Annotated in this window: 20 protein-coding genes; 13 read left to right on the top strand and 7 right to left on the bottom strand. The window is 73.2% G+C overall.

The genetic code is table 11. The features are described 5' to 3' along the window. Positions 1 to 64: 64 nt before the first annotated feature. Positions 65 to 2,056 carry a SpoIIE family protein phosphatase gene (locus V6U77_RS06545; protein WP_334605284.1) on the bottom strand — a complete coding sequence of 664 codons (1,992 nt, stop codon included), beginning with the start codon at positions 2,054 to 2,056 and terminating at the stop codon, positions 65 to 67. A gap of 230 nt (positions 2,057 to 2,286) precedes the next feature. On the opposite strand from V6U77_RS06545, the gene V6U77_RS06540 reads away from it, so the two are divergent. The 4 genes from V6U77_RS06540 (at position 2,287) to V6U77_RS06525 (ending at position 5,925) form a co-directional block, all read left to right on the top strand. Then, the gene (locus V6U77_RS06540) at positions 2,287 to 3,402 is read left to right on the top strand and encodes a DUF4185 domain-containing protein (RefSeq protein ID WP_334605306.1); all 1,116 of its coding nucleotides are present in this window, start codon (positions 2,287 to 2,289) and stop codon (positions 3,400 to 3,402) included. Positions 3,403 to 3,527: 125 nt separating this feature from the next. Next, complete coding sequence (locus V6U77_RS06535) at positions 3,528 to 4,655, top strand: ABC transporter permease (RefSeq protein ID WP_334605305.1); 1,128 nt, start codon at positions 3,528 to 3,530, stop codon at positions 4,653 to 4,655. Then, a complete protein-coding gene (locus V6U77_RS06530; protein WP_334605283.1) occupies positions 4,652 to 5,329 on the top strand; it encodes an ABC transporter ATP-binding protein in 678 nt (225 codons plus the stop codon). Before V6U77_RS06535 ends, V6U77_RS06530 begins: the two co-directional genes overlap by 4 nt. Before the next feature lie 14 nt (positions 5,330 to 5,343). Continuing rightward, the gene (locus tag V6U77_RS06525) at positions 5,344 to 5,925 is read left to right on the top strand and encodes a TetR/AcrR family transcriptional regulator (RefSeq protein WP_334605282.1); all 582 of its coding nucleotides are present in this window, start codon (positions 5,344 to 5,346) and stop codon (positions 5,923 to 5,925) included. 3 nt (positions 5,926 to 5,928) lie between these two features. Here the strand turns inward: V6U77_RS06525 and V6U77_RS06520 are convergent, their stop codons facing one another. The 6 genes from V6U77_RS06520 to V6U77_RS06495 form a co-directional block, all read right to left on the bottom strand. Further along, entirely contained in the window at positions 5,929 to 7,056 is a 1,128-nt protein-coding gene (locus V6U77_RS06520; protein ID WP_334605281.1) for an FUSC family protein, read from the bottom strand. A gap of 34 nt (positions 7,057 to 7,090) precedes the next feature. Next, positions 7,091 to 7,465, bottom strand: a complete 375-nt coding sequence (locus V6U77_RS06515) for a sensory rhodopsin transducer (protein WP_334605280.1) — start codon at positions 7,463 to 7,465, stop codon at positions 7,091 to 7,093. Next, on the bottom strand, positions 7,465 to 8,682 hold the full coding sequence (locus V6U77_RS06510) for a D-arabinono-1,4-lactone oxidase (protein ID WP_334605279.1): 1,218 nt from the start codon (positions 8,680 to 8,682) through the stop codon (positions 7,465 to 7,467). Before V6U77_RS06510 ends, V6U77_RS06515 begins: the two co-directional genes overlap by 1 nt. Positions 8,683 to 8,710: 28 nt before the next feature. Then, positions 8,711 to 8,998 carry a potassium transporter TrkA gene (locus V6U77_RS06505; RefSeq protein WP_334605278.1) on the bottom strand — a complete coding sequence of 96 codons (288 nt, stop codon included), beginning with the start codon at positions 8,996 to 8,998 and terminating at the stop codon, positions 8,711 to 8,713. Positions 8,999 to 9,104: 106 nt separating this feature from the next. Next, positions 9,105 to 9,875: a rod shape-determining protein gene (locus V6U77_RS06500; RefSeq protein ID WP_334605277.1), complete on the bottom strand. Its 771-nt coding sequence runs from the start codon at positions 9,873 to 9,875 to the stop codon at positions 9,105 to 9,107. Between the two features lie 153 nt (positions 9,876 to 10,028). Beyond that, positions 10,029 to 10,235: a hypothetical protein gene (locus tag V6U77_RS06495; protein ID WP_334605276.1), complete on the bottom strand. Its 207-nt coding sequence runs from the start codon at positions 10,233 to 10,235 to the stop codon at positions 10,029 to 10,031. A 221-nt stretch (positions 10,236 to 10,456) separates the two neighbouring features. Between V6U77_RS06495 and V6U77_RS06490 the strand changes: the two genes are divergently transcribed. From V6U77_RS06490 to V6U77_RS06450, 9 genes are all read left to right on the top strand, one after another. Continuing rightward, the gene (locus V6U77_RS06490; protein ID WP_334605304.1) at positions 10,457 to 10,897 is read left to right on the top strand and encodes a hemerythrin domain-containing protein; all 441 of its coding nucleotides are present in this window, start codon (positions 10,457 to 10,459) and stop codon (positions 10,895 to 10,897) included. A gap of 231 nt (positions 10,898 to 11,128) precedes the next feature. Then, positions 11,129 to 14,794, top strand: coding sequence for a nitrate reductase subunit alpha (locus tag V6U77_RS06485; RefSeq protein ID WP_334605275.1), 3,666 nt, complete (start codon positions 11,129 to 11,131; stop codon positions 14,792 to 14,794). Further along, positions 14,794 to 16,488 carry a nitrate reductase subunit beta gene (gene narH / locus V6U77_RS06480; RefSeq protein WP_334605274.1) on the top strand — a complete coding sequence of 565 codons (1,695 nt, stop codon included), beginning with the start codon at positions 14,794 to 14,796 and terminating at the stop codon, positions 16,486 to 16,488. Before V6U77_RS06485 ends, narH begins: the two co-directional genes overlap by 1 nt. Further along, entirely contained in the window at positions 16,485 to 17,111 is a 627-nt protein-coding gene (gene narJ / locus V6U77_RS06475; RefSeq protein WP_334605273.1) for a nitrate reductase molybdenum cofactor assembly chaperone, read from the top strand. The genes narH and narJ overlap by 4 nt, the downstream gene beginning before the upstream one ends. 64 nt (positions 17,112 to 17,175) lie before the next feature. Beyond that, the gene (gene narI / locus V6U77_RS06470; RefSeq protein WP_334605272.1) at positions 17,176 to 17,937 is read left to right on the top strand and encodes a respiratory nitrate reductase subunit gamma; all 762 of its coding nucleotides are present in this window, start codon (positions 17,176 to 17,178) and stop codon (positions 17,935 to 17,937) included. 34 nt (positions 17,938 to 17,971) lie between these two features. Then, complete coding sequence (locus V6U77_RS06465; RefSeq protein WP_334605271.1) at positions 17,972 to 19,231, top strand: MFS transporter; 1,260 nt, start codon at positions 17,972 to 17,974, stop codon at positions 19,229 to 19,231. Positions 19,232 to 19,594: 363 nt separating this feature from the next. After that, positions 19,595 to 20,962: an endo-1,4-beta-xylanase gene (locus V6U77_RS06460; protein WP_334605270.1), complete on the top strand. Its 1,368-nt coding sequence runs from the start codon at positions 19,595 to 19,597 to the stop codon at positions 20,960 to 20,962. Positions 20,963 to 21,112: 150 nt separating this feature from the next. Continuing rightward, positions 21,113 to 22,009 carry a bifunctional helix-turn-helix transcriptional regulator/GNAT family N-acetyltransferase gene (locus tag V6U77_RS06455; RefSeq protein WP_334605269.1) on the top strand — a complete coding sequence of 299 codons (897 nt, stop codon included), beginning with the start codon at positions 21,113 to 21,115 and terminating at the stop codon, positions 22,007 to 22,009. A 157-nt stretch (positions 22,010 to 22,166) separates the two neighbouring features. Then, the gene (locus tag V6U77_RS06450; RefSeq protein WP_334605268.1) at positions 22,167 to 23,495 is read left to right on the top strand and encodes an extracellular catalytic domain type 1 short-chain-length polyhydroxyalkanoate depolymerase; all 1,329 of its coding nucleotides are present in this window, start codon (positions 22,167 to 22,169) and stop codon (positions 23,493 to 23,495) included. The last annotated feature ends 123 nt before the right edge of the window (positions 23,496 to 23,618 follow it).

The raw sequence follows: 23,618 nt of genomic DNA, 5'->3' as shown, positions 1-23,618 counted from the left end.
TCGCGCGGGCACCGCCGCGATTCCCGCGCGGCGGTGCGCGGACCCGCCGCCGGCCGCCCGCCGTCTACCGGCCCGCCCCGTCGTCACTTCCGTTCGCGCGGGCCTGTGGCAGGAGGTGGCCCAGCCCGGTCAGTTCCAGCACGGCGTGGGCCGGGCTCTGCGGGGTGGCGGTGACGCGCAGGTGCGCGAGAATCGGCGCGACCTCGTGCAGGATCCGCACGCCGGTGCTGGTCAGGTGGGTGACCGGGGTGAGGTCCACGGTCAGCGGCAGGCTGCCGCCGCGGCTGGCCTGCAGGATGGCGGCGCGCAGCGCAGGGCCGCTGACCAGGTCCACCGGCCCCTGCACCCGCAGCACCCGGCCCGACGGTGTCTCGACGACGGCGACCGCGAACTCCTCGACGACGGTGGCCTGCTTGTGGGGGCCGGCCGCCTGGGCGGCGGCCACGGTGGTGACGTTGGTCGCCTGGCCGATGTGGTGGTGCAGGCAGACGGTGGTGCCGGTCCCGGTGTGCCGGACCTCCGCACGGTCGACGAGTCCGCGGATCATCGTCAGGCCACGGCCGCGGCCACCCGGGTCGGCGACCGGTGGGCGCCACCGTCCCCGGTCGGCACAGGTGAGGTGCACGACGCCCTGGTCGTCCAGCGTGCCGTGCAGCGTGAACGTGCCCGGCGTGCCGCGGGGATAGGCGTGGTCCACGGCGTTGGTGACGGCCTCCCCGGCGGCGTGGACGAGGTCGCTGGCGTCGAACTCGCTGGCCCCGATCCGGGCGAGCCAGTCGCTCAGGTGCCGCCGCATCGGGCGCAGCGCCGTCGTGTCGGCGGGCAGGGTCACGTGCAGCGGCGCGACGGGCCGCGGCAGCAGATGGGCGGCGAGGAGCGTGGTGTCGTCGCCGAAGCCGCCGCCGGCGAGGGCGAGACGTTCCGTGACCAGGGTACAGATCCGGTCGGGCAGCCGCTGCGGGATGGTGGTGGCCGCGTCCAGCGTCGCCCGCCGGGCGGCCGCCGCGGCGTCGGCCAGGATGCGGGCGCCGTCGTGCAGGCTCTGCCGGGGTCGTTCGATCAGGCCGTCGGTGTAGAGCAGCAGGACGTCGTCGGCCCGTAGCCGGTGGGTGTGGACGGGGGCGGGGCCGGCTCCGGTGCCCAGTGGTCCCGTGGCCGTCAGCGGCAGGTACCGGCCCTCGCCGGTGGCGTCGACCACCAGCGGCGCCGGGTGCGCGTGGCTGGCCGCTTCGAGCGTCCCCGTGTCCGGGTCGAGTACGGCGACGCAGGTGGTGGCCGCCCGGGTCACCTCGGCCCGAGCCGCGAAGTCGTCCAGCACGGCGAGCACCCGCGGCAGGTCGCCGCCCGACTGCAACGCCTGCCGGGCGACCGTACGGAGCTGGCCCATGGCCGCCGCGGCCGCGGCGCCGTGCCCCACGACGTCGCCGACGGTCAGCGCGAGCCGGCCGTCCGGCAGGGGAACCGCGTCGAACCAGTCCCCGCCGGCGACGAGGTCGCTGCTCGCGACGAGGTAGTGGGCGGCGACCTGGACGCGCGGCAGGACGGGCAGCGTGTCGGGCAGCAGGCTGCGTTGCAGTTCCAGGACGAGGCCGGCGGCCTGCCTGTAGCGGCGTTCGGCGGTGGCGGCGGCGGCTTCGGCGGCCTGCCGGGCAGCCACCACGCCGGTGGCGTCGACGGCCTGCACGATCACCCCGCGTACCGAGCCGTCGGGGTTGCGCCAGGGCGACATGTCGAACGTGTAGAAGGCCTCCGTCAGCCGGCCGTCGCCGTCGCGGTCGGTCAGGACGCGCTGCTCGTAGCCGTGCGAACGGACACCGTGCAGTGCCTGGTCGAGCAGCTCGAAGATGTACTGGCCGGCGAGTTCCGGCACCGCCCGCCGGAAGGGCTCACCGATCAGGCCGCTGCGGTTGCCGACGGCGGCGCGCACGGCCGGATTCGCCGCCACCACCCGCAGCTCGGGCCCCTCGAAGATCCACACGAATCCGGGCAGCTGCTCGAACCCGTCGAGCACCGCCTGCGGATCGCCGGAAGACCAGCGTGTATGCGGATCGGCCACGAACGCCTACCCCTCACCCGTGCGCACCAGCAGCACCCTGTCATGCCCCCGATCGCCGCGTCCAATCCGCCACGTGCCGCTTCCTGGTCGACGGAGTCCGGGTTTCTTGACCTCGCCGGCCGGTTGGCCGTAGGTTCCAGCCCAACATCGACGCCGATAACTGGATCGGTCGGTTCTTCGGGCGCCCCCACGTCCGGCGCCTTCCGGGACCCCTCGCGACAAGGACGGTCATCATGATCACACGCCGCCGCCTGCTCGGCACGGTGGCCGCCGCCGGCGTGGCCACGGCCGTCGCGCCGGTCCTCGCCCCCGGCGCGGCCCGCGCCGCCTCCTGGAAGAAGCGCCTCACCGGCGCCGACCTCGACACGAACCACCGGTGGCGGGTCGCGGGCACGGACCTCGGCATCCCGTACGTGCTGGAGAACGGCTCGATCGGCTACCTGTTCGGCGACACGTTCGACACCCCGTGGCCCGAGGGCCCGCCGGTGCCCAACGACTGGCGCTCGCCGGTGATGCTGCGCTCCGCCGTGCACCCCGGCGCCGCCGGCGGGATCGTCTTCGACAGCGCCGCCCGCGTCGCGGGCAACGGCCGGGCCCCGGAGCTGATGCACAACGGCCACCACGGCATCGGCATCGACGGCCTCTGGGAGGTGACCGTCATCCCCAACGACGGCATCGCCTTCCCCGAGACCGGCCGCCAGCTCGTGTCGTACATGAGCATCGAGAACTGGAACTCCGCCGGCCCGGCCGGGCCGCACTGGCGGTCGCGCTACGCCGGGCTGGCCTACAGCGACAACGGCAACGACTTCATCCGTACGCCGCTGAAGTGGTGGAACAACGGCACCAACACCGATCCGTTCCAGATGTGGACGATGCAGCGCGACGGGGACTGGGTGTACGTCTTCTCGGTACGCGCCGGCCGCCAGCACGGGCCGATGATGCTGCGCCGGGTCCGCTGGGACCGGCTGTTCTCCCCCGAGGCGTACGAGGGGTGGGGTTGGAACGGCAGCAACTGGGGTTGGGGCCGCCCGTGCACACCGATCCTGACCGGCCGCTTCGGCGAGCCCTCGGTGCGACGGCTGGCCGACGGCACGTGGGTGATGTCGTACCTCAACTGCGCCACCGGGTGCATCGTCACGCGCACGGCGGACGGGCCGGACCGGGTCTGGACGGCCGAGCGGATCCAGGTCACCTCCTGGCAGGAGCCGGGCCTCTACGGCGGCTTCATCCACCCGTGGTCCAGCCGGCGGGCCAACGACCTGCACCTCATGGTCTCGAAGTGGACCAGGACGCCCGACAACCGCAGCACCGCCTACCACGTCAGCCAGTTCGTCGGGTCGGCGTAGGGAGCAGCCCACCCCACCCCCGCCGCACGGGCGGGCGGGCCCCCGGGCTCGTCCGGAATGATGCCGACAGCGTGTTGATACGATCCTGACATGCAGTCGACAAAATCGCGCCCGCGGTGGTGGGCATGTTCCTAGCGGTACGCGAGCTCCGGTTCGCCAAGGCCCGGTTCGGCCTGATGGGAGCGGTCGTCGCGCTCATCGCGGTGCTGGTGGTGCTGCTGTCCGGGCTCTCCACGGGCCTCGTGAACGACGGCGTCTCAGGGCTCCAGCGCATCCCGGCGACCTCCTTCGCCTTCGCCGACGGGGTGCAGCACGATTCGGCGTTCTCCCGCAGCGTCGTCGACGCCTCGGCGGTCGACTCGTGGAAGGCGCAGCCCGGGGTCGCCGACGCGGCACCCTTCGGCAACGCGCTGATCAACGCCCGCAGCGACTCGGGCGTGGAGATCGACCTGGCCCTGTTCGGCGTGCCCACCGACTCGTTCCTCTCCCCGCCCGTGGCCGAGGGCGCCCGGCTGGACGCCGCCGACGGCATCGTGGTGAGCCGGACCGCTGTCGAGGCCGGGCTACGGGTGGGCGACACGGTCACCGTCGACCGGATCGGCACCCGGCTCACGGTGGTGGGCGCCATGGCCGAGCAGCACACGTTCGGTCACGTCGACGTGGCCTACCTGCCGCTGCGGGTCTGGCAGGAGATCAAGGCCGGCGTCCGCCCCGGCGAACCCGTACCGGGCGGCACCTACGACGAGATCACCGCCGTGGCGGTGCGGGCCGCCGACGGCGCCGAGGTCGACCTGGCGGCCGGTGACCGTGCCGCCGGCACCGAGAGCCTGTCCCGCACCCAGTCGTACGGCGCCTCGCCCGGATACACCGCCGAGACGTCGACCCTGCAACTGATCGAGTGGTTCCTCTACGCCATCTCGGCGCTGGTGGTCGGCGCCTTCTTCACCGTGTGGACCATCCAACGCCGCGCGGAGATCGCCGTGCTGCGGGCCATGGGCGCTCCGACGGGATACCTGCTGCGCGACGGGCTGGCCCAGGCCTTCGCGTTGCTGCTGCTCGCCGTCGGCGCGGGCGTCGCGGTGGGCACCGCGGCCGGCAGCCTGGTCGGCAGCAACATCCCGTTCGCGCTCAGCGCGCCGGCGATCGCGGTGGCCGCCCTCCTCCTGCTCGTCCTCGGCCTGGTCGGAGCGGCCGTGGCCATCGTCCGGATCGCCGCGGTGGATCCGCTGACCGCACTGGGAGCGAACCGATGACCGACACCGGACTGGTCATGCGCGGCGTGAGCCTGCGCTTCGGCGACGGCGACGACACCGTACCGGCCCTGGACGGCGTCGACCTGACCGTCGCCCCCGGGCAGTTCGTCGCGGTCGTCGGCCCCTCGGGGGCCGGCAAGTCCAGCCTGCTCGCGGTGGCCGGCGGGCTGACCGTCCCGACCTCGGGTCAGGTCACCCTCGCCGGGCGGGACATGACCGTGCCGAGCGCGCGGGCGCGGGCGGCCCTGCGCCGGGAGTTCGTCGGCTTCGTGTTCCAGTCCAGCAACCTCATCCCCGCGCTGACCGCCGTGGACCAACTGCGGTTGCCGGCCCGCTTCGGCGGTCACGGCTCCCGGGCCCGCGAGGCGACGGCCCTGCTCGACGAGGTCGGGATGGCCCACAAGGCGAACCGCCGACCGCACCAGCTCTCGGGTGGCGAACGGCAACGTGTCGGCATCGCCCGTGCCCTGGTCAACCGGCCGCGACTACTCTTGGTGGACGAGCCGACCGCCGCCCTCGACCGTGCCCGCAGTCACGAGGTGGTGGAGCTGCTGGCCCGCGAGACCAAGGAGAACGACGTCGCCACCGTCATGGTCACCCACGACCACGACGTGCTGCGCCACTGCACAAAGGTGTACGAGATGATCGACGGGCGACTGATGCCCGTGCCGTGACGATGGGGGGTTCCGTGCCGAAGATCCAGGCGCCCACGGTGGCCGAGCACCGTGCCCGGCAGCGGCGGGCGATTCTGGCGGCGGCGCGGGAGATCCTCGCGGAGAGCGGGGCGCAGGCGCCGAGCCTGGCCGAGGTGGGCAAGCGGACGGGCCTGGCGCGCCCCAGCGTCTACCAGTACTTCAAGTCGCGGGAGGACCTGCTCAACGCCGTCATCGCCGACATGTTCCCGCAATGGTCTGCGTACGTCACCCAGCAGATGGACCGGGCCACCGGCCCGGGCGGGCGGGTGCTGGCCTACGTCGAGGCCAACCTGCACCTCGTCGCCCAGGGCGAGCACGCGGTCATGCGCGGCCTCGCCGGCAGCGTGTCGGGTGCCGTCCTCGCCGAGGAGAGCCGCGTTCTGCACGACCGGTTGCGTACGCCACTGGTGGCGGCCCTGGCCGAGCACGGCGCGAGTGACCCGGCCGCCGCGGCGGAACTGGTCCAGGCGGTGGTCTACGCGTCCTCACAGATGATCGAGAACGGCACCCCGGAAGCCGCCGTGCTCGCCCTCACCCGGGAGCTTCTGGGCCCCTACCTACGACAGCAGGGCTGAGCGTCACCGCTGTCCGGCGGCGGCCCGGCGGACCAGCCGGCGTGCCTCGTCGCGGGGGACGCCCGTGGCGCGCAGCAGGTCGTTGGCGATGGTCCGCAGCTGGGAGACGACGATGGTGCCGGAGAACCCCATGTCCTGCCGGCACGCCTCGCCGGCCTCCCGCACCGCCGCCAGCACCCGCTCCCGCGCGCCGACGGGCTCCCGGGCGGCCAGGAACTCGCGGTGCAGCATCCGGACCGCCTCGCCGTAGCGCTCGACGGCGGCGGGCAGGCCGGGCGGCACCGGCTCGTCGTCGCGCAGGGTGGTACCGATCCGGCGGACCAGGGTGCGGCTGTTGCGAAAGGCCCGTTCCATGTGCTCCACGCCGTGCCGGTAGGCCCCCAGCGCCCGGCGGCGGCGCCAGCGCAACGGCGAGAACCGGGCCACCTCGTTGGCGGCCTCGACGGCCTCGCTGAGCCGGTCGAGTTCCGGCTCGGCGGCGCGCATCCGGTCGAGCACCCGCTCGGCCGCGTGGGCGTCGCCGCGGGTCAACGCCTCCGCCGACGCGGTCATGTGGCGGGCGAAGAGGTCCAGCGCGGAGTCGGCCACGCGACGCACGGTCCGCAGCGGGTGCAGCGGGACGATGACGAGCACGACCAGCAGGCCGATCACTCCGCCGACCAGCGCGTTCATGGTCCGGGGCAGCTCCAGGTCGGGGTTGTTCGGGGTGAGGGTGGCCACCAGCACGCCCGTACCGCCGGCCTGGGTCATCAGGGCGCCGCCGCCGCGGACCAGCACCGCCACGGCGATCGCCAGGAAGACGATGACGCCGGTCTGCCACGGCCCGGTGCCCAGCAGGCCGATCAGCACGTCACCCACGGCGATGCCGAGCACCACCCCGGCGATCAGCTCGACGGTGCGGCGGGTGCGGTTGCCGATGGCCGCGGCGATCACACCGACCGCGGCGGCCGGGGCGAAGGTCGGATCCTGGTTGCCCAGCAGCTCGCGGGCCGTCACCCAGGCCAGGGCCGCGGCGAGGCCGGCCTGCACCGCGAGCAGGAGGTACGACTGCAACCGCCGGTAGGTCTCCCGGCCGGTGCGGCGCAGCCGGGAGTCCGACTCCGCCGCCTCTGCGTCCCCCGCGATCCGCATGGCCGGGGGTACCCGGCCCGCCGGGCGCCGAACGTCAGACGGGATGCGCCATGACGCCGGTCAGCGCGACGACACCGGGCAGCCGGGTGTCCTGGCGCAGGAACTGCACCACCACCGGCACCGGTGAGCGCAGCAGGCAGCCGTAGGGACGGTCGAGGCGGACCGCCTCCGGGTCGATGAGGTCGTTGATTCGCACGTGCCGGATCCGTCGCGCGCCGACCAGGATCCGGTACGGCCCGACGGGCTCGGCGTCGTCGTAGTAGACGTCCAGGCTCAGCTCGGTCTCCTCGTCCGTGGCGTTGAGCACGCAGAGCTGGTCGAAGCTCGTGAACTCCGGTTCGGGGCCGTGACCGGGGAACGGCACGTGCCCGCCCGGGACCACCCACGTGCGCGCACCGATCTGTGGCATCACGCCTCCTCGAGCAACCGCGCCAGGTCCGGGGTGAGGAACACCCCGTCCGGGTCCAGCCGGCGACGCAACGCCTGGAAGTCGTCCCAGCGGGGATAGAGCGGACGCAGCTCCCGGGCGGTCAACCAGTGCTTCTTGCCCCAGTGCGGCCGGCCGCCGTACTGCCGGAAGACCGCCTCCATGTCCCGGAAGTATTCCTCGTACGGCAGCGAGGTGTTCTGCAGGCAGGCGATGGTGGCGGTCGGGCGGCCGTAGGCGTTGCTGAGCCAGATGTCGTCGCCGGCGATGCTGCGCACCAGCACCCGCCAGCCGGCCACCCGGCGGTGCCGTTGCCTGATCCGCCGTCGCACCTCCGCGAAGCAGGCCGGGAAGGCCTCCACCGGCAGCATGTACTCGATCTCCTCGAAGCGCAGCTCCCGGTGGCGGGGGATGGCCCGGTGGGTGGGGGCGACGTGGACCTCGCGGGGGTCGTCCGCGGCGGCGGAGCCGGGCACCCGCGGCGCCTGCCACACCCGTTCGTCCGGTGTCTCGTCGACGCGGTTCATCACCCGGATCTGGGTCTGGTCGCTGCGGGGATACCAGTAGAAGTCCATGTTCCGGTTGGTGTGCTGCAACTCGGCCAGGTGGTCCAGGGTCCAGGCGACGGGCGCGCACCAGGAGCGGCGGTGCAGCTGGTAGCGCGGTTGCACGGCGAGCGTGACCCGGGTGAGGACGCCGAGGGCGCCCAGTGAGAGCCGGGCCGCCGGCAGGAGCTCCGGGTTGTGCTCCGCGCTGACGTCCAGCGTCTCGCCGGTCCCGGTGACCAGCCGGACGCCGGCCACCTGGGTGCAGAGGTTGCCGAAGCCGAGGCCGGTGCCGTGGGTGCCGGTGGCGGTCGCGCCGGCGATCGACTGGTAGTCCACGTCCCCGAGGTTGTCCATCGCCAGCCCCGCGTCGTACAGGCCCTCGCCCAGCGCCCTGAGCCTGGTGCCGGCGTGGACCGTGGCGAGCCCACCGTCGTCGGCGATCACCCCGGCGAGCCGGTCGAGGCTGGCGAGGATCCCGTCGGTACGCACCAGCGGGCTCGACGAGTGCCCGGAGCCCACCGGCCGCAGCGTCGTGCCGGTCGCGCGGGCCCGCCGCACCAGCGCCCGCACCTCGTCCTCGTCGGCGGGCTCGGCGTACTCGGCCGGGGTGAAGGACAGGCTGCCGGACCAGTTCACGAACCCTCGTCCCACGTCCCCTCCCCGCGACCGGTCAGGCGGCTTACCCGCCGGCGGCCGGGGTAGTCGTCAACGGGGCGCCGGCCCGGGCGCCGGGGCCGGCGACGGTGACGTCGAGGGTGTCGAGCAGGCCCAGCAGTCCGGCGAGGACGACGGCCTCGTCACGCTCCAGGACGATGCTGCGGGTGGCGTCGGGGTCGTCGCCGTCGGGGTAGACCAGCTCACGTCGGCCGCCGACGTGGTGGGTCACCACCCCGATGCGCAGTCCCGCTTCGGTGGTGAACGTGCGGCGGTACCCGATTCCGGGCAGGGGGGTCAGTTCGACGTCCATCACGGACTCCAGGTGGTGTGTCGGGGCCGGGACGATTCGGCCCCGGCACGTGGGGCGGCGCGGTGGCCGGCCGCACGGCCCGCGGTGCCGTGCGGCCGGGAACCGGTCAGGCGGTGAGCAGCAGGCGCAGGCCGGCGAGCGTGGCCAGGTGCGGATCGGCGGGCATCGTGACGATCCGACCGGTCAGCGCGGCCAGCCTGGCCCCGAGTTCCGGATGCACCGCGCCGCCGCCGGTGATCAGCAGCCGGCGTCGCCCCGGCCACACCGGCCGGGCGCCCAGGCGTCGTACCGCGGCGGCGATCAGCGGCACCTGGTCGAGGGCGTCGGACCCGTCGACGCGTTCGGCCGCCTCGACCGCGCGGTCGGAGATGTGGGCGATCTCGGTGCGGCCCCGTCCGATGTCGACGGCGACCACGTCGTCGCCGTCGAGGTCGGCCCGGCAGGCCAGGGCGGCGGCCAGTGGCTCCTCGACCGTGGCGACCCGCCCGCCGAACGCGTGGCGTACCGCCGTGACGAGGAGGTCCTTCTGCCGCAGCGTGGCGGTGGCCGGCACGCCGACCACGACCGGGGAGACGTCGTCGGCCGGCCGTCCGCTCGCCGCGGCCACCACCCGCAGGAGGTGTACGCAGGCGCAGAAGTCGGCCACCACGCCGTGACGTACCGGCCAGAGCAGCTTCGTGTCACCGCTGTCGCGCAGGTCGATGGCGGCCCGTCCGACGGCCTGGGCGCCGGCCGGCGTCCACGCGACGACGGCGGGCTCGGCGACGACCGTGCCGGACGTCGGCGTCCAGATGCGCACCGTGGAGGTGCCCAGGTCCAGGGCGACGGGATGCCGCAGGCCGAGGCGGGCGTACGCGCCGGGGGCCAGCACGGTCACCACCCCCTCGACGGGGTGCCGGTTGCGGCGTACGCCTCGGGTCGGGGTCCGTCGCCGGCGGACCGGGACAGGATGGATCGATCGTGATGCGGGGTCGGCATGGTGCTCCAAGCCACAGGCCCGCGTCGTGGGACGCGGGAAGGCGGACGGGCTTCAGACGGCGAACGTCAGCCCGGGCGGAGCACGGTCGGCCGACCACGCGGGCACGCAGCCGGGGACGGCCCGCCGCGCGCACCGGAACACGATGCACAGCCCGACGGACCGGGCCGCGGCGAGCACCATGAGCAGCACGGTCAGCATCAGCAGCGCCGGCAGCGACACCCGCCTGCCGGCGCGGCGGAGGCCGTGCCGATCCTGCATGCCACCACCATAGCCGGGCGCCCTGTCGATCGACCACGGCGTCGCGCGGCGGGCGGCCGCCGAGACGTGCGCGGCGGGTGGGAGCGCTGGGGGCGTGCGCGGCAGCCGCGCCGGCAGGCGGGTCCGTCGCCCCCGGCGGGCAGGGTCGATCGGCCCTGCCCGCCGGGCCGGGGCCGCGCCGAGGATGGATCGGACGCCACCGTGACCTGGAGATGATCAGCATGTGCAACTACTGCGGCTGCCGGGAGTTCCCCCTGATCGGCCGGCTCTCCGCCGAGCACGAGGCGATCGCGAACGCCGCCGGCCGGCTCCGGGACGCGGTGCGGGCCGGCGGCGCGGACGCGCCGGCGGCCCTCGACGCGCTGCTGGCCCTGCTGGGTCCGCACACCGCCACCGAGGAGGAGGGTCTCTTCGTCGAGCTGCGCGAGGAGGGCAGCCTGGCCGACGCCGTGGAGAAGCTCTGCGCCGAGCACGAGGACATCCACGGCGTGCTCGGTGCCGTCGACCGCACGACGCCCGACTGGCCGGCGGTGCTGGCCGCCCTGGAACGGCTCCACCGGCACATCGACAACGAGGAGCACGGGCTCTTCCCCGCCGCGGTGATCGCACTGCCCATCCCGGCCTGGGACCGGATCACCCCGGCTGCCGGTGCCGCCCGGTAGGGCACGCGGCTCGACGTCGATACGTCGCCCGTCGCCGGTCAGGCGGCGGACGATGCCGCCCGGCCTGGGCCGGGACCGGCCGCCGGAAGACCTGATGATCTCGGGACCTTCGGCCCGGTTGCCCGGCGTGGCGGTTGGTGACGATAGGCGCGGGGTTCCCGCCTCCGGTTGTGCTTCGGCACATTTACCGCAAATGTGGGACTCACGGTGATCTACCGGAGGGATGAGGTTATGTCACGAGCGACCGAGGGGGCCGGGCGGGCGCTGCTGGCCGTGGGCGGCCTGGTACGCCGGGCGGAGGTGTCCGCCGACGGCCGGACGCTGCACCAGATCGGCGGACGCGAGGCGGACGCCTTCTACCGGGACCGCTGGTCCTACGACAAGGTGGTGCGCTCCACGCACGGGGTCAACTGCACCGGCTCCTGCTCCTGGAAGGTGTACGTCAAGGACGGCATCATCACCTGGGAGCAGCAGCAGACCGACTACCCGAGCGTCGGACCCGACCGGCCGGAGTACGAGCCGCGCGGCTGTCCCCGCGGTGCCGCCTTCTCCTGGTACACCTACTCCCCCACCCGGGTGCGGTACCCGTACGCCCGGGGTGTGCTGGTCCAGATGTACCGCGAGGCCAAGGCCCGCCTGGGTGACCCGGTCGCCGCGTGGGCGGACATCCAGGCCGATCCGGAGCGCCGCCGCCGCTACCAGAAGGCGCGCGGCAAGGGCGGCCTGGTGCGGATCAGCTGGGACGAGGCGCAGGAGATCGTCGCCGCCGCCCACGTGCACACGATCGCCGAGCACGGCCCCGACCGGGTCGCCGGCTTCTCCCCGATCCCGGCGATGTCGATGGTATCGCACGCGGTCGGCGCCCGGTTCGTGTCGCTGATCGGCGGGTCGATGCTGTCCTTCTACGACTGGTACGCCGACCTGCCGGTGGCCTCGCCGCAGGTGTTCGGCGACCAGACCGACGTGCCCGAGTCCGGTGACTGGTGGGACGCCTCCTACTTCGTCATGTGGGGCTCCAACGTCCCGGTGACCCGCACGCCCGACGCGCACTGGATGGCCGAGGCGCGCTACCGGGGCCAGAAGGTCGTGGTGGTCAGCCCCGACTTCGCCGACAACGTCAAGTTCGCCGACGAGTGGATGCCCGCCCAGCCGGGCACCGACGGCGCCCTGGCGATGGCGATGGGGCACGTCGTGCTCAAGGAGTTCTTCGTCGACCGGCGCACCCCGCGCTTCGTCGACTACGTCCGCCGCTTCACCGACCTGCCGTTCCTGGTGACGCTGGAGCCGGGGGCCGACGGCGCGTACCGGCCGGGCAAGTTCCTCACCGCCGAGGACCTGGGCGAGAGCGGGAAGGAGGCGGCCTTCAAGACCGTGCTGTGGGACTCGGTCACCGACGCGCCCGCCGTGCCGCGCGGCAGCCTCGGGCACCGCTGGGGCGAGCAGGACGGCCAGTGGAACCTCGACCTGGGCGACCTCGAGCCGGCGCTGACCTGCCTCGGCGCCGGCGAGGCGGTCGAGGTGGAGCTGCCCCGCTTCGACACCGACACCCCGCAGGTGCTGCGCCGCGGCGTACCGACCCGGACGGTGGACGGCCAGCTGGTGACCAGCGTGTTCGACCTGCTGCTGGCCCAGTACGGGGTGGGCCGCGACGGGCTGCCCGGGCAGTGGCCGGCGGGCTACGACGACGTCGCCACGCCGTACACCCCGGCGTGGCAGGAGCCGATCACGGGGGTGCCGGCGGCGCAGGTGGCCCGGGTCGCGCGGGAGTTCGCCGACAACGCGGAGCGCTCCGGCGGCCGGTCGATGATCCTGCTGGGCGCCGGTACCAACCACTGGTTCCACTCCGACGCCACCTACCGGGCGATCCTGGCGCTGGTGACCCTCACCGGCTGTCAGGGGGTCAACGGCGGCGGCTGGGCGCACTACGTGGGGCAGGAGAAGTGCCGCCCGGCGACCGGCTGGGCTCAGCTGGCGTTCGGCCTGGACTGGGTCCGCCCGCCGCGGCAGATGATCGGCACGGCCTTCTGGTACGTGCACACCGACCAGTGGCGCTACGACACGTACTCCGCCGACGTGGTCTCCTCGCCGGTCGGCACGGGCGCCTTCGCCGGCAAGCACACCATGGACCTCCTGGCCCAGTCGGCGCGCTCGGGCTGGATGCCGTCGATGCCGACGTTCGACCGCAGCCCGCTCGACCTGGCCGACGAGGCCCTGTCCGCCCGCCCCGACGACCCGGGCGGCTGGGTGGCCGAGCAGCTCGGCGAGGGACGGTTGCGCTTCGCCTGCACCGACCCGGACGCGCCGGAGAACTGGCCGCGGGTGCTGACCGTCTGGCGGGCCAACCTGCTCGGCTCGTCGGCGAAGGGCAACGAGTACTTCCTGCGGCACCTGCTGGGCACCGACGCCAACCTGCGCGCCGACGAGGCCCCGCCGGAGCTGCGGCCGAAGGACGTGACGTGGCGGGAGGAGGCGCCGGAGGGCAAGCTCGACCTGCTGCTGTCGCTGGACTTCCGGATGACCTCCACGACGCTCTTCTCCGACGTCGTGCTGCCGGCCGCGACCTGGTACGAGAAGCACGACCTGAGCAGCACCGACATGCATCCGTTCGTGCACGCGTTCACCCCGGCGATCAACCCGCCGTGGCAGACCCGCACCGACTTCGACGCCTTCCACGGCATCGCCCGCGCCTTCTCGACGCTGGCGGAGCGGCACCTCGGCGTACGCAAGGATCTCGTCGCGGCGCCGCTGCTGCACGACACCCCCGACGCGATGGCGACCCCGCACGGCCGGGTGCGCGACTGGGCGGCCGAAGGCGAGACCCCGGTGCCCGGCCGGACGATGCCGAAGCTGCTGGTGGTGGAGCGCGACTACGGGGCGGTCGCCGACAAGCTGGCCGCGCTGGGCCCGCTGATGGACACCCTCGGCACCTCCGGCAAGGGCGTGGCGGTCGACGTCACGCCGGAGGTGGCGTACCTGCGGCGCAAGAACGGCGAGATACGCGGCGGGGTGGCCGACGGGCGGCCGTCGCTGGCGACGGACGTGCACGCCTGCGAGGCGATCCTCGCCCTCTCCGGCACCACCAACGGCCGCGTCGCCACCGCCGGCTTCCGGGACGTGGAGAAGCGCACGGGCGTACGCCTGGCGGACCTGGCCGCCGAGCACGAGGGCAAGCAGATCACCTTCGCCGACACCCAGTCCCGCCCGGTGCCGGTGATCACGAGCCCGGAGTGGTCGGGCAGCGAGCACGGCGGTCGCCGCTACTCGCCGTTCACCATCAACACCGAGCGGCTCAAGCCGTGGCACACGCTCACCGGCCGGCAGCACTTCTTCCTCGACCACGACTGGATGCACGAGGCCGGCGAGGCGCTGCCGATCTTCCGCCCGCCGCTGGACATGCACCGGCTCTTCGGCGAGCCGAGGCTCGGCCGCAACGGCGAGCTGGAGATCACGGTCCGGTACCTCACGCCGCACTCGAAGTGGTCGATCCACTCGGAGTACCAGGACAACCTGCTGATGCTGACGCTGTCGCGGGGCGGGCCGACGATGTGGATGAGCGAGGTCGACGCCGCGAAGATCGGCGTACGGGACAACGAGTGGATCGAGGCGGTCAACCGCAACGGCGTCGTGGTCTGCCGGGCGGTGGTCACCCACAAGATGCCCGAGGGGACGGTCTACATGTACCACGCCCAGGAGCGGGTGATCGACGTGCCGAAGGCCGAGGTCAACGGCCGGCGCGGCGGCATCCACAACTCGCTGACCCGGTTGCTGGTCAAACCGACCCACCTCATCGGCGGGTACGCCCAGTTGTCGTTCGCGTTCAACTATCTCGGGCCCACCGGCAACCAACGCGACGAGGTCACCGTGATCCGCCGCCGTTCGCAGGAGGTGCAGTACTGATGCGCGTGATGGCCCAGATGGCGATGGTGATGAACCTCGACAAGTGCATCGGCTGCCACACCTGCTCGGTGACGTGCAAGCAGGCGTGGACCAACCGGTCCGGGGTCGAGTACGTCTGGTTCAACAACGTGGAGACGCGGCCCGGTCAGGGTTATCCGCGCACCTACGAGGACCAGCAGCGGTGGCAGGGCGGCTGGGTGCGGACCCGCTCGGGGAAGCTGAAGCCCCGCTCCGGCGGCCGGTTGAAGAAGATGTTCGGCATCTTCGCCAACCCGAAGTTGCCGTCGATGCAGGACTACTACGAGCCGTGGACGTACGACTACGAGCACCTGCTGACCGCGCCGGCGGGCGACGACACGCCCGTCGCCCGGCCGAAGTCCCTGCTCACCGGCAAGGACACGAAGATCACCTGGAGCGCCAACTGGGACGACTCGCTCGCCGGCGGCAACGAGATCGCCGCCGGCGACCCGGTGCTGGCGAAGATCTCCGACCAGGTCAAGCAGGAGTTCGAGAAGACGTTCATGTTCTTCCTGCCGCGCATCTGCGAGCACTGCCTCAACCCGTCCTGCGCGGCGTCCTGCCCGTCGGGGGCGATCTACAAGCGGGCCGAGGACGGCATCGTGCTGGTCGACCAGGACCGGTGCCGTGGGTGGCGGATGTGCGTGACGGGCTGCCCGTACAAGAAGATCTACTTCAACCACCGCACCGGCAAGGCCGAGAAGTGCACGTTCTGCTTCCCGCGCATCGAGATCGGCCAGCCGACGATCTGCTCGGAGACCTGCGTGGGCCGGCTGCGCTACCTGGGGCTGATGCTCTACGACGCCGACCGGGTCACCGAGGCGGCGGCCGTCAAGGACGAGGACGACCTGTACGCCGCGCAGCGTTCGGTCTTCCTCGACCCGCACGACCCGGCCGTGGTCGAGGCCGCGCGGGCCGCCGGCATCCCCGACGACTGGATCGACGCCGCGCGGCGCTCGCCGATCTGGGACCTCATCATGAAGTACGAGGTGGCGCTGCCGCTGCACCCGGAGTACCGGACCATGCCGATGGTCTGGTACATCCCGCCGCTGTCGCCGGTCGCCGACGTGCTGCGCGACACCGGCCACGACGCGGAGGACGCGGGCAACCTCTTCGGCGCGATCGACGCGCTGCGCATCCCCGTGGAGTACCTCGCCGAGCTCTTCAGCGCCGGCGATCCCGCCCCGGTGCGCGACGTGCTGAACCGGCTCGCGGCCATGCGGTCGTACCAGCGCCGGATCAACCTCGGCGAGGAGCCCGACGAGTCCATCGCCGCCGCCGTGGGCATGACCGGCGAGGAGATGGACGAGATGTACCGGCTGCTGGCCATCGCCAAGTACGAGCAGCGCTACGTCATCCCGGCGGCGCACGCCGAGGACGCGCACCGGCTGGAGAAGGTCGCCACCGAGTGCAGCCTCGACTACGAGGGCGGCCCGGGCATGGGCGGCGGCGGCCCGTACGGACAGGGTCCCTTCGGGGAGTCGTCGGGCACGCCGGTGCCGGTGCAGGTGGAGACGTTCCACATGCTGCGCAACCGGCAGACCGCGGACGGTTTCACCGATCCCGGCGACGAGCCGCGCCGGGTGAACCTGCTCAACTGGGACGGCAAGGGCACCCCGAGAGGGCTCTTCCCGCCCCGCTCCGGCGACGGCGGGAAGGACGGGGACGAACGATGAGCGCACCCACCTGGCGGGCGGTGGCGGCGCGGGCCGCGTCGCTGCTGCTGCGCTATCCCGACGGGGAGGTCATGGCGGCGCTGCCGGTGCTGCGCGCCGCTCTCGACGAGTTGCCGACGGCGGTCGCCGGGCCGCTGCGCGAGGTCGTCGCGTACCGCGAGGGCACCGATCCCGGCCAGCTCCGGTCGACGTACGTCGAGCTGTTCGACTTCCGCCGCCGCTGCTGCCTGCACCTGACGTACTACACGTGCGGGGACACCCGCAAGCGGGGCGAGGCCCTCATCGGCTTCACCACCGCGTACAAGCGGGCGGGCCTGGAGGTGGTCGACGGAGAGTTGCCCGACTTCCTGCCCGCGGTGCTCGACCTGTCCGCCTTCGACGACGGCGGGTGGGCTCTGCTGCGGGAGAACCGGGTCGGCCTCGACCTGCTGGTGGAGGCGCTGGGGCGGGAGCGGTCGGCGTACCGGCAGGCGGTCGTGGCCGTCCGGGAGATGCTGCCGCCCGCCGGGCCGGCGGATCTCGCCGCGGCCGCCCGGCTGGCCCGCACCGGCCCGCCGGTGGAGCAGGTCGGCCTGGAGCCGTTCGGGCTCGTCGACACCACCGCCCTGGGCGGTCGCCGGTGAGCGCGAGGAACGCGAGGAACGCAGCGCAGCGGAGTACCGCAGTCGCGAACGGAGGACGAGAGCGATGAACACGTTGCTGTGGGTGGTGTACCCGTACCTGTCCCTGGTGGTCCTGGTGGGCGGGCTGATCTGGCGCCACCGGTACGACAAGTTCGGCTGGACCACCCGCTCCTCGCAGCTCTACGAGAGCACGATCCTGCGGTGGGGCAGCCCGCTGTTCCACTTCGGGGTGCTCATGGTCCTGATCGGGCACGTGGGCGGCCTGCTGGTCCCCGAGGCGTGGACGGAGGCGGTCGGGATCACCGAGCACGGCTACCACCTGATGGCCGTGTTCATCGGCACGGTGGCCGGCTTCTGCACCCTGATCGGCCTGGGCATCCTCATCGCCCGTCGGCGCCTCACCGGCCCGGTCTTCGCCGCCACCACCCGCAACGACAAGGCCATGTACGTGGTGCTCGCCGGTGTGATCGTGCTCGGCCTCTGGGCCACCGTGCGCGCCAACGTGTCGGGGCCCGGCTACAACTACCGGGAGACGATCTCCCCGTGGTTCCGGTCGCTGTTCTACCTCAGCCCGGACCCGGAGATCATGGCCGGCGTGCCGGTGGCCTTCCAGATCCACATCCTGGCGGCGTTCGCCCTCTTCGCGTTCTGGCCGTTCACCCGGCTGGTGCACGCGTTCAGCGCGCCGGTCGGCTACGCCACCCGCCCGTACGTCGTGTACCGCAGCCGGGACGACCGGCCCGGACTGCGGCCCGGCCGTCCCGGCTGGGAGGGCCCGCCGAAGCTGCCTCCCTCGCGTGAGGGCCGCAGCCGCTCGGGCCGCTGACGGCCACCCCAGGACGATTCGACGGAGAGCAGTCATGAGCATCGCCCGCGACGGAGAGTCGACGCAGCCCGCCCAGGCAGCGGGGACGGCCCCACCCGGCACTGCCGGCGTACCGGCGGCCGGCAGGTCCGGCGCCACGACCCAGCTCGTCCTGGCCACCCTCGGCTTCCTGGTGAACTTCTGGGGCTGGGCGCTGCTGGGGCCGCTGGGCCCGGGGATCAAGGAGCGCCTCGATCTCAGCTTCGCCGCGCAGTCCCTGCTGGTGGCCGTACCGGTGGTGGTCGGGTCGCTGGGCCGCATCCCGGTCGGCGCCCTCACCGACCGCTACGGCGCCCGGGTCGTCTTCCCGCTGGTCACGCTCGCCACGATCGTGCCGGTGCTGACCCTGAGCGTGGTCTCCTCCTACCCGGCGCTGATCGTGACCGGCTTCTTCCTCGGCATCGGGGGCACCGCCTTCGCCGTCGGCGTGCCGCTGGTCTCCGGCTGGTATCCGCCCGCGCGGCGCGGCTTCGCGATCGGCGTGTTCGGCGTCGGCATGGGCGGCACGGCGATCGCCAACTTCACCACCGTCCGGCTCGCCGACGCCTACGGCTCGCGGGCGCCGTTCCTGCTGGTGGCCGCGATCCTCGCCGGTTACGCGGTGCTGTCGTTCCTGCTGCTGCGCGACGCACCGAACCGCGTCCGGCCGGCCGGGTCGGCGTGGGCACGTCTCGCCAAGGTGGGCCGGCTGACCGTGACCTGGCAGCTGTGTTTCCTGTACGCGGTCGGCTTCGGCGGGTTCGTGGCCTTCAGCGTGTACCTGCCCGCGTACCTGAGCACGGCGTACGGCCTGGACGCCGCCGACGGCGCGTTGCGTACCGCCGGGTTCGTGGTCCTCGCCGTCCTCGCCCGCCCGCTGGGCGGCTGGCTCTCCGACCGGCTGCATCCGGTGCCCGTGCTGGTGTGGTGCTTCGCCGGGGTGGCCGCCTTCGCGGTGGTGCAGGCGTTCGAGCCCGCCCTGCTGCCCGTGGCGACCATCGCGCTGCTCGGGATGGCGGTGCTGCTCGGCGCGTCCAGCGGGGCCGTCTTCGCCCTCGTCGGCAGGGTCGCCCCCGCCGACCAGGTGGGCGCGGTCACGGGGCTGGTCGGCGCCGCCGGTGGGCTCGGCGGGTTCGTCCCGCCGCTGGTGATGGGCTGGGTCTACGGGGTGCAGGGGTCGTACGCGATCGGTCTGATGCTGCTCTCCGACGTCGCGCTGGCGGCGGCGGTGTTCACGGCGGTGAAGATGGGCGGCCTGGCCAGGCGCGACGCCTGAGCACCGGGCGAGCACGCCCGACAACTCCCCCGATCGTTACGGAAGCAAGCCGAAAAATCCGGTCGACGGACACTCGCACTGATCCCACAGAGATCAGTACGGGTGTCCGTCGTTCCGTTGCAAGGCTGGCTGACCTGGTCTCTGGTCCCATACCGCCGAGACAGGAGGCTCCTTGGCTATCGTTAGTTTTCCGGAAATTCTTGCTCGTGGATGCGTGGCGCTGCCATACTCCACATCCATCAGGGTCGATGACAACGGGACCGTGGCCCTGCGGCGCGGCCCGCCGCGCGGCCCTCATCCGGCACACCCCCACCACACCGGTCCGCCCCTGACGGAGCGGAACGGCCCCCGGAAGGAGCAGGAATGATCGAGAGGTGCCACCGGGACACCCGGCCGAGATCGCGCTCGCGCACACGCGCGGCCCTCGCCGTCGCCGCCGTGGGACTACTCGCGGCGACCGGCGCCACGGTCCTGCCCGGCGCGGCGAACGCCGGGACCACCCTGGGCGCGTCGGCGGCGGAGCGCGGCCGCTACTTCGGCGCCGCCGTCGCCGCCAACAAGCTCAGCGACAACACCTACGTCACGATCCTCAACCGCGAGTTCAACTCGGTGACGCCCGAGAACGAGATGAAGATCGACGCCACCGAGCCGCAGCAGGGGCAGTTCACCTTCGCCAACGCCGACCGGATCGTCAGCCACGCCCGCAGCCGGGGCATGAGCGTACGGGGCCACACCCTGGCCTGGCACTCGCAGCAGCCCGGCTGGATGCAGAACATGAGCGGCAGCGCGCTGCGCCAGGCGATGCTCCACCACGTCACGCAGGTGGCCACCCACTTCCGCGGTCAGGTGGTGGCCTGGGACGTGGTGAACGAGGCGTTCGCCGACGGCGGCAGCGGCGCCCGGCGCGACTCGAACCTCCAGCGCACCGGCAACGACTGGATCGAGGCGGCGTTCCGGGCCGCCCGGGCCGCCGACCCCGGCGCGAAGCTCTGCTACAACGACTACAACACCGACGACTGGTCGCACGCCAAGACCCAGGCCGTCTACGCGATGGTCCGCGACTTCAAGCAGCGCGGCGTGCCGATCGACTGCGTGGGCCTCCAGTCGCACTTCAACAGCGGCTCGCCCTACCCGGGCAACTACCGCACCACGCTGTCCAGCTTCGCGGCGCTCGGCGTCGACGTGCAGATCACCGAGCTGGACATCGCCGGGGCCTCGCCCACCACGTACCGCAACGTGGTCAACGACTGCCTCGCGGTCCCCCGGTGCACCGGCATCACGGTCTGGGGCATCCGGGACAGCGACTCCTGGCGGGCCTCCGACACACCGCTGCTGTTCGACAACAACGGCAACCGCAAGCCCGCGTACGACGCGGTCCTCGCCGCCCTCAACAACGGCACTCCCCCGCCGACCACGCCGCCGCCGACGACCGGCCCGACCACCCCGCCGCCGGGCGGCGGAAGCTGCACCGCCACCCTGCGCGACGGCACCCGGTGGGGCGACCGGTTCAACAGCGACGTCACGGTCAGCGGCGCCACCAACTGGACCGTGGTCGTCGCGGTGACGCCCCCGCAGAAGGTCTCCGCCACCTGGAACGGCACCCCGAGCTGGGACGGCAGCGGAAACGTCATGACCATGCGCTCCAACGGCAGCGGCAACGTCTTCGGGTTCACCACGATGGCCAACGGCACCTGGACACGCCCCGAGGTGCGCTCCTGCACCGCCTCCTGAACGTCGGTGACCGGACGGCCCCGGGACGGCACCCAGCGCGCCGCCCCGGGCCCACCGTGCCGGCGGCCCGGGCGGGGACGCCACCGCACCCGCCGCCCGGCCCGGGGCGGCCTGGCGCGGACCGAAAATCGCTGACTAAAGTCAGGCTTCATGGATGCAGAGCTCATCTCCGCCGTACGGCGGTTCAACCGGACGGTGACCCAGCGGGTGGGCGCGCTCGACGACGAGTACATGGCGCGGGCCCGCCCCCTCGCGCAGGCCCGCCTGCTCTGGGAGATCGGCCCCGGCGGCGCCGAGGTCGCGGCGCTGCGGTCCCGGCTCGGGCTGGACTCGGGACACCTCAGCCGCCTCCTGCGCGCGCTGGAGGGCGACGGGCTCGTCGCCGTCGGGCCGCCCGAGCAGGCCGGCGGCGACGGGCGGGTGCGGGTCGCCGCGCTCACCGAGGCCGGCCGCGCCGAGTGGACCGCGCTCGACGAGCGCTCCGACGAGTTCGCCCGGTCGATCCTCGCCCCGCTGACCGGGCGGCACCGCGAGCGGCTCGTCGCGGCCATGGCCGAGGTGGAGCGGCTGCTCGTCGCGTCGATGGTGCTCATCGGGCCCTGCCCGCCCGGCGACCCCCGGGCCCGCGCGTGCGTGCGGGCCTACGCCCGGGAGGTGGCGCGACGTTTCGACGGCGGCTTCGACCCGGCCCGCAGCAACCCGGTCCGCGACGAGGACCTCGTCGCACCGGCGGGGGTGTTCCTGCTGGCCACGCTCAACGCCGAGCCGGTCGGCTGCGGCGCGGTGAAGCTGCACCGCGGCGCGCCCGCCGAGATCAAGCGGGTCTGGGTGGCCGACTCCGTACGCGGGCTCGGGCTCGGGCGCCGGATGCTCGGCGAGCTGGAACGGTACGCCGCCGAGCGGGGCTGGAGCGCCGTGCGACTGGACACCAACCGCAACCTGACGGAGGCGATCGCGATGTACCGGGCGACCGGCTACCGGGAGATCGAGGCGTACAACGCCGAGCCCTACGCCCACCACTGGTTCGAGAAGCGCCTGACACCGTGACGGCGCGAGCGGCGGCGCGGCCGGCACGCGACCGGCGCTTGCGAGACCCGCCACCGCAATAGATACTTGTCGATGCCCTTGAGCCGGACGTGATCGGGCAGCCGGGCAGCCCTCGATCGAACCCCGCCCTGTCCGCCGTTCCGGAAAGGAACAGCCCATGAGAGCCAGACTCCGACTGCTGGGCGCCGCCCTGGCAGCCGCCACGCTGACCGCGCTGGCGGCGGTGGCGGTCGCCCCGCCGGCGTCCGCCGCGGCCCTGACCGAGGTGACGAACTTCGGCCCCAACCCGAGCAATCTGCGCATGTACCTGTACGTGCCGGACTACGTCGCGCCCCGGCCCGGGCTGCTGGTCGCGGTGCACTACTGCACCGGCACCGGCCCCGCGATGTACGCCAACACCCGGTACGCGGCCCTGGCCGACCGGTACGGCTACATCGTCGTCTACCCGTCGGTGACCCGCAGCAGCCAGTGCTTCGACGTCTCATCCCCGCAGGCGCTGCGCCGCGACGGCGGCAGCGACCCGGTGGGCATCAGGTCGATGGTCGAGCACGTCCGGCAGCGCTACGCCGTCGACCCCGACCGGATCTTCGCCACCGGCATCTCGTCCGGCGCGATGATGACCAACGTCCTGCTCGGCCTCTATCCCGACGTCTTCAGCGCCGGGGCCGCCTTCTCCGGGGTCCCCTTCGGCTGCTTCGCCACCACGAACGGCTCGGAGTGGAACAGCGAGTGCGCCAACGGCCAGGTCATCCGGACTCCGCAGCAGTGGGGCGACCTGGTCCGCAACGCCTACCCGGGATACACCGGGCGCCGGCCGCGGATGCAGACGTGGCACGGGACGAACGACGAGGTGCTGCGCTACCCGAACTTCGGCGAGCAGATCAAGCAGTGGACCGACGTGCACGGGCTGAGCCAGACGCCGACGTACACCGACAGCCCGCAGGCCGGCTACACCCGCACCCGCTACGGCGCCAGCGGCGATCGGGCGCCGGTCGAGGCGATCAGCATGCAGGGCGTGTCGCACAACCTGCCGGTCGACGCGGCGCAGGCGATCCGCTTCTTCGGACTCGACACCACCGCGCCCCCCACCACCCCGCCCCCCACGACGCCGCCGCCGACCACCCCGCCGCCCGGCACTCCCCCGCCCAGCACTCCCCCGCCCCTGCCGGGCGGCTGCCGGGTGGGCTACACCGTCAACGCCTGGAACGCCAGACTGACGGCCTCGGTCACCGTCACCAACACCGGCACCGCGACGGTGAACGGCTGGTCGCTGGCCTTCACCCTGCCCGCCGGCCAGAGCATCACCAGCGGCTGGAACGCCACGTACGCCCCGGCCAGCGGCGCGGTCACCGCCCGCAACGTCTCCTACAACGCCACCCTCGCGCCCGGCGCGTCGGTCAGCGTGGGCTTCCAGGCCACCCACACCGGCGACACGGGGCGGCCCTCCTCGTTCACCCTCAACGGCGCCACCTGCACCGTCGCCTGAACCGGCCGGGGCGGCGGCGACCCCGGCGCCGCCCCGGCGACCCGCCAGCTCCCGGGCGCTCCCGGTGCCGGACGCACCGGGATCGGGCCCACCCGCGTACGGGCGCACCGCCCCCCACAACCG

Origin of the sequence: Micromonospora sp. CPCC 205546, from assembly GCF_036902715.1 — a bacterium.
Taxonomy (GTDB): Bacteria; Actinomycetota; Actinomycetes; order Mycobacteriales; family Micromonosporaceae; genus Micromonospora.
The sequence above is the reverse complement of the archived record's forward strand: the minus strand, read 5'-3'. Positions and strand labels throughout refer to the sequence as shown.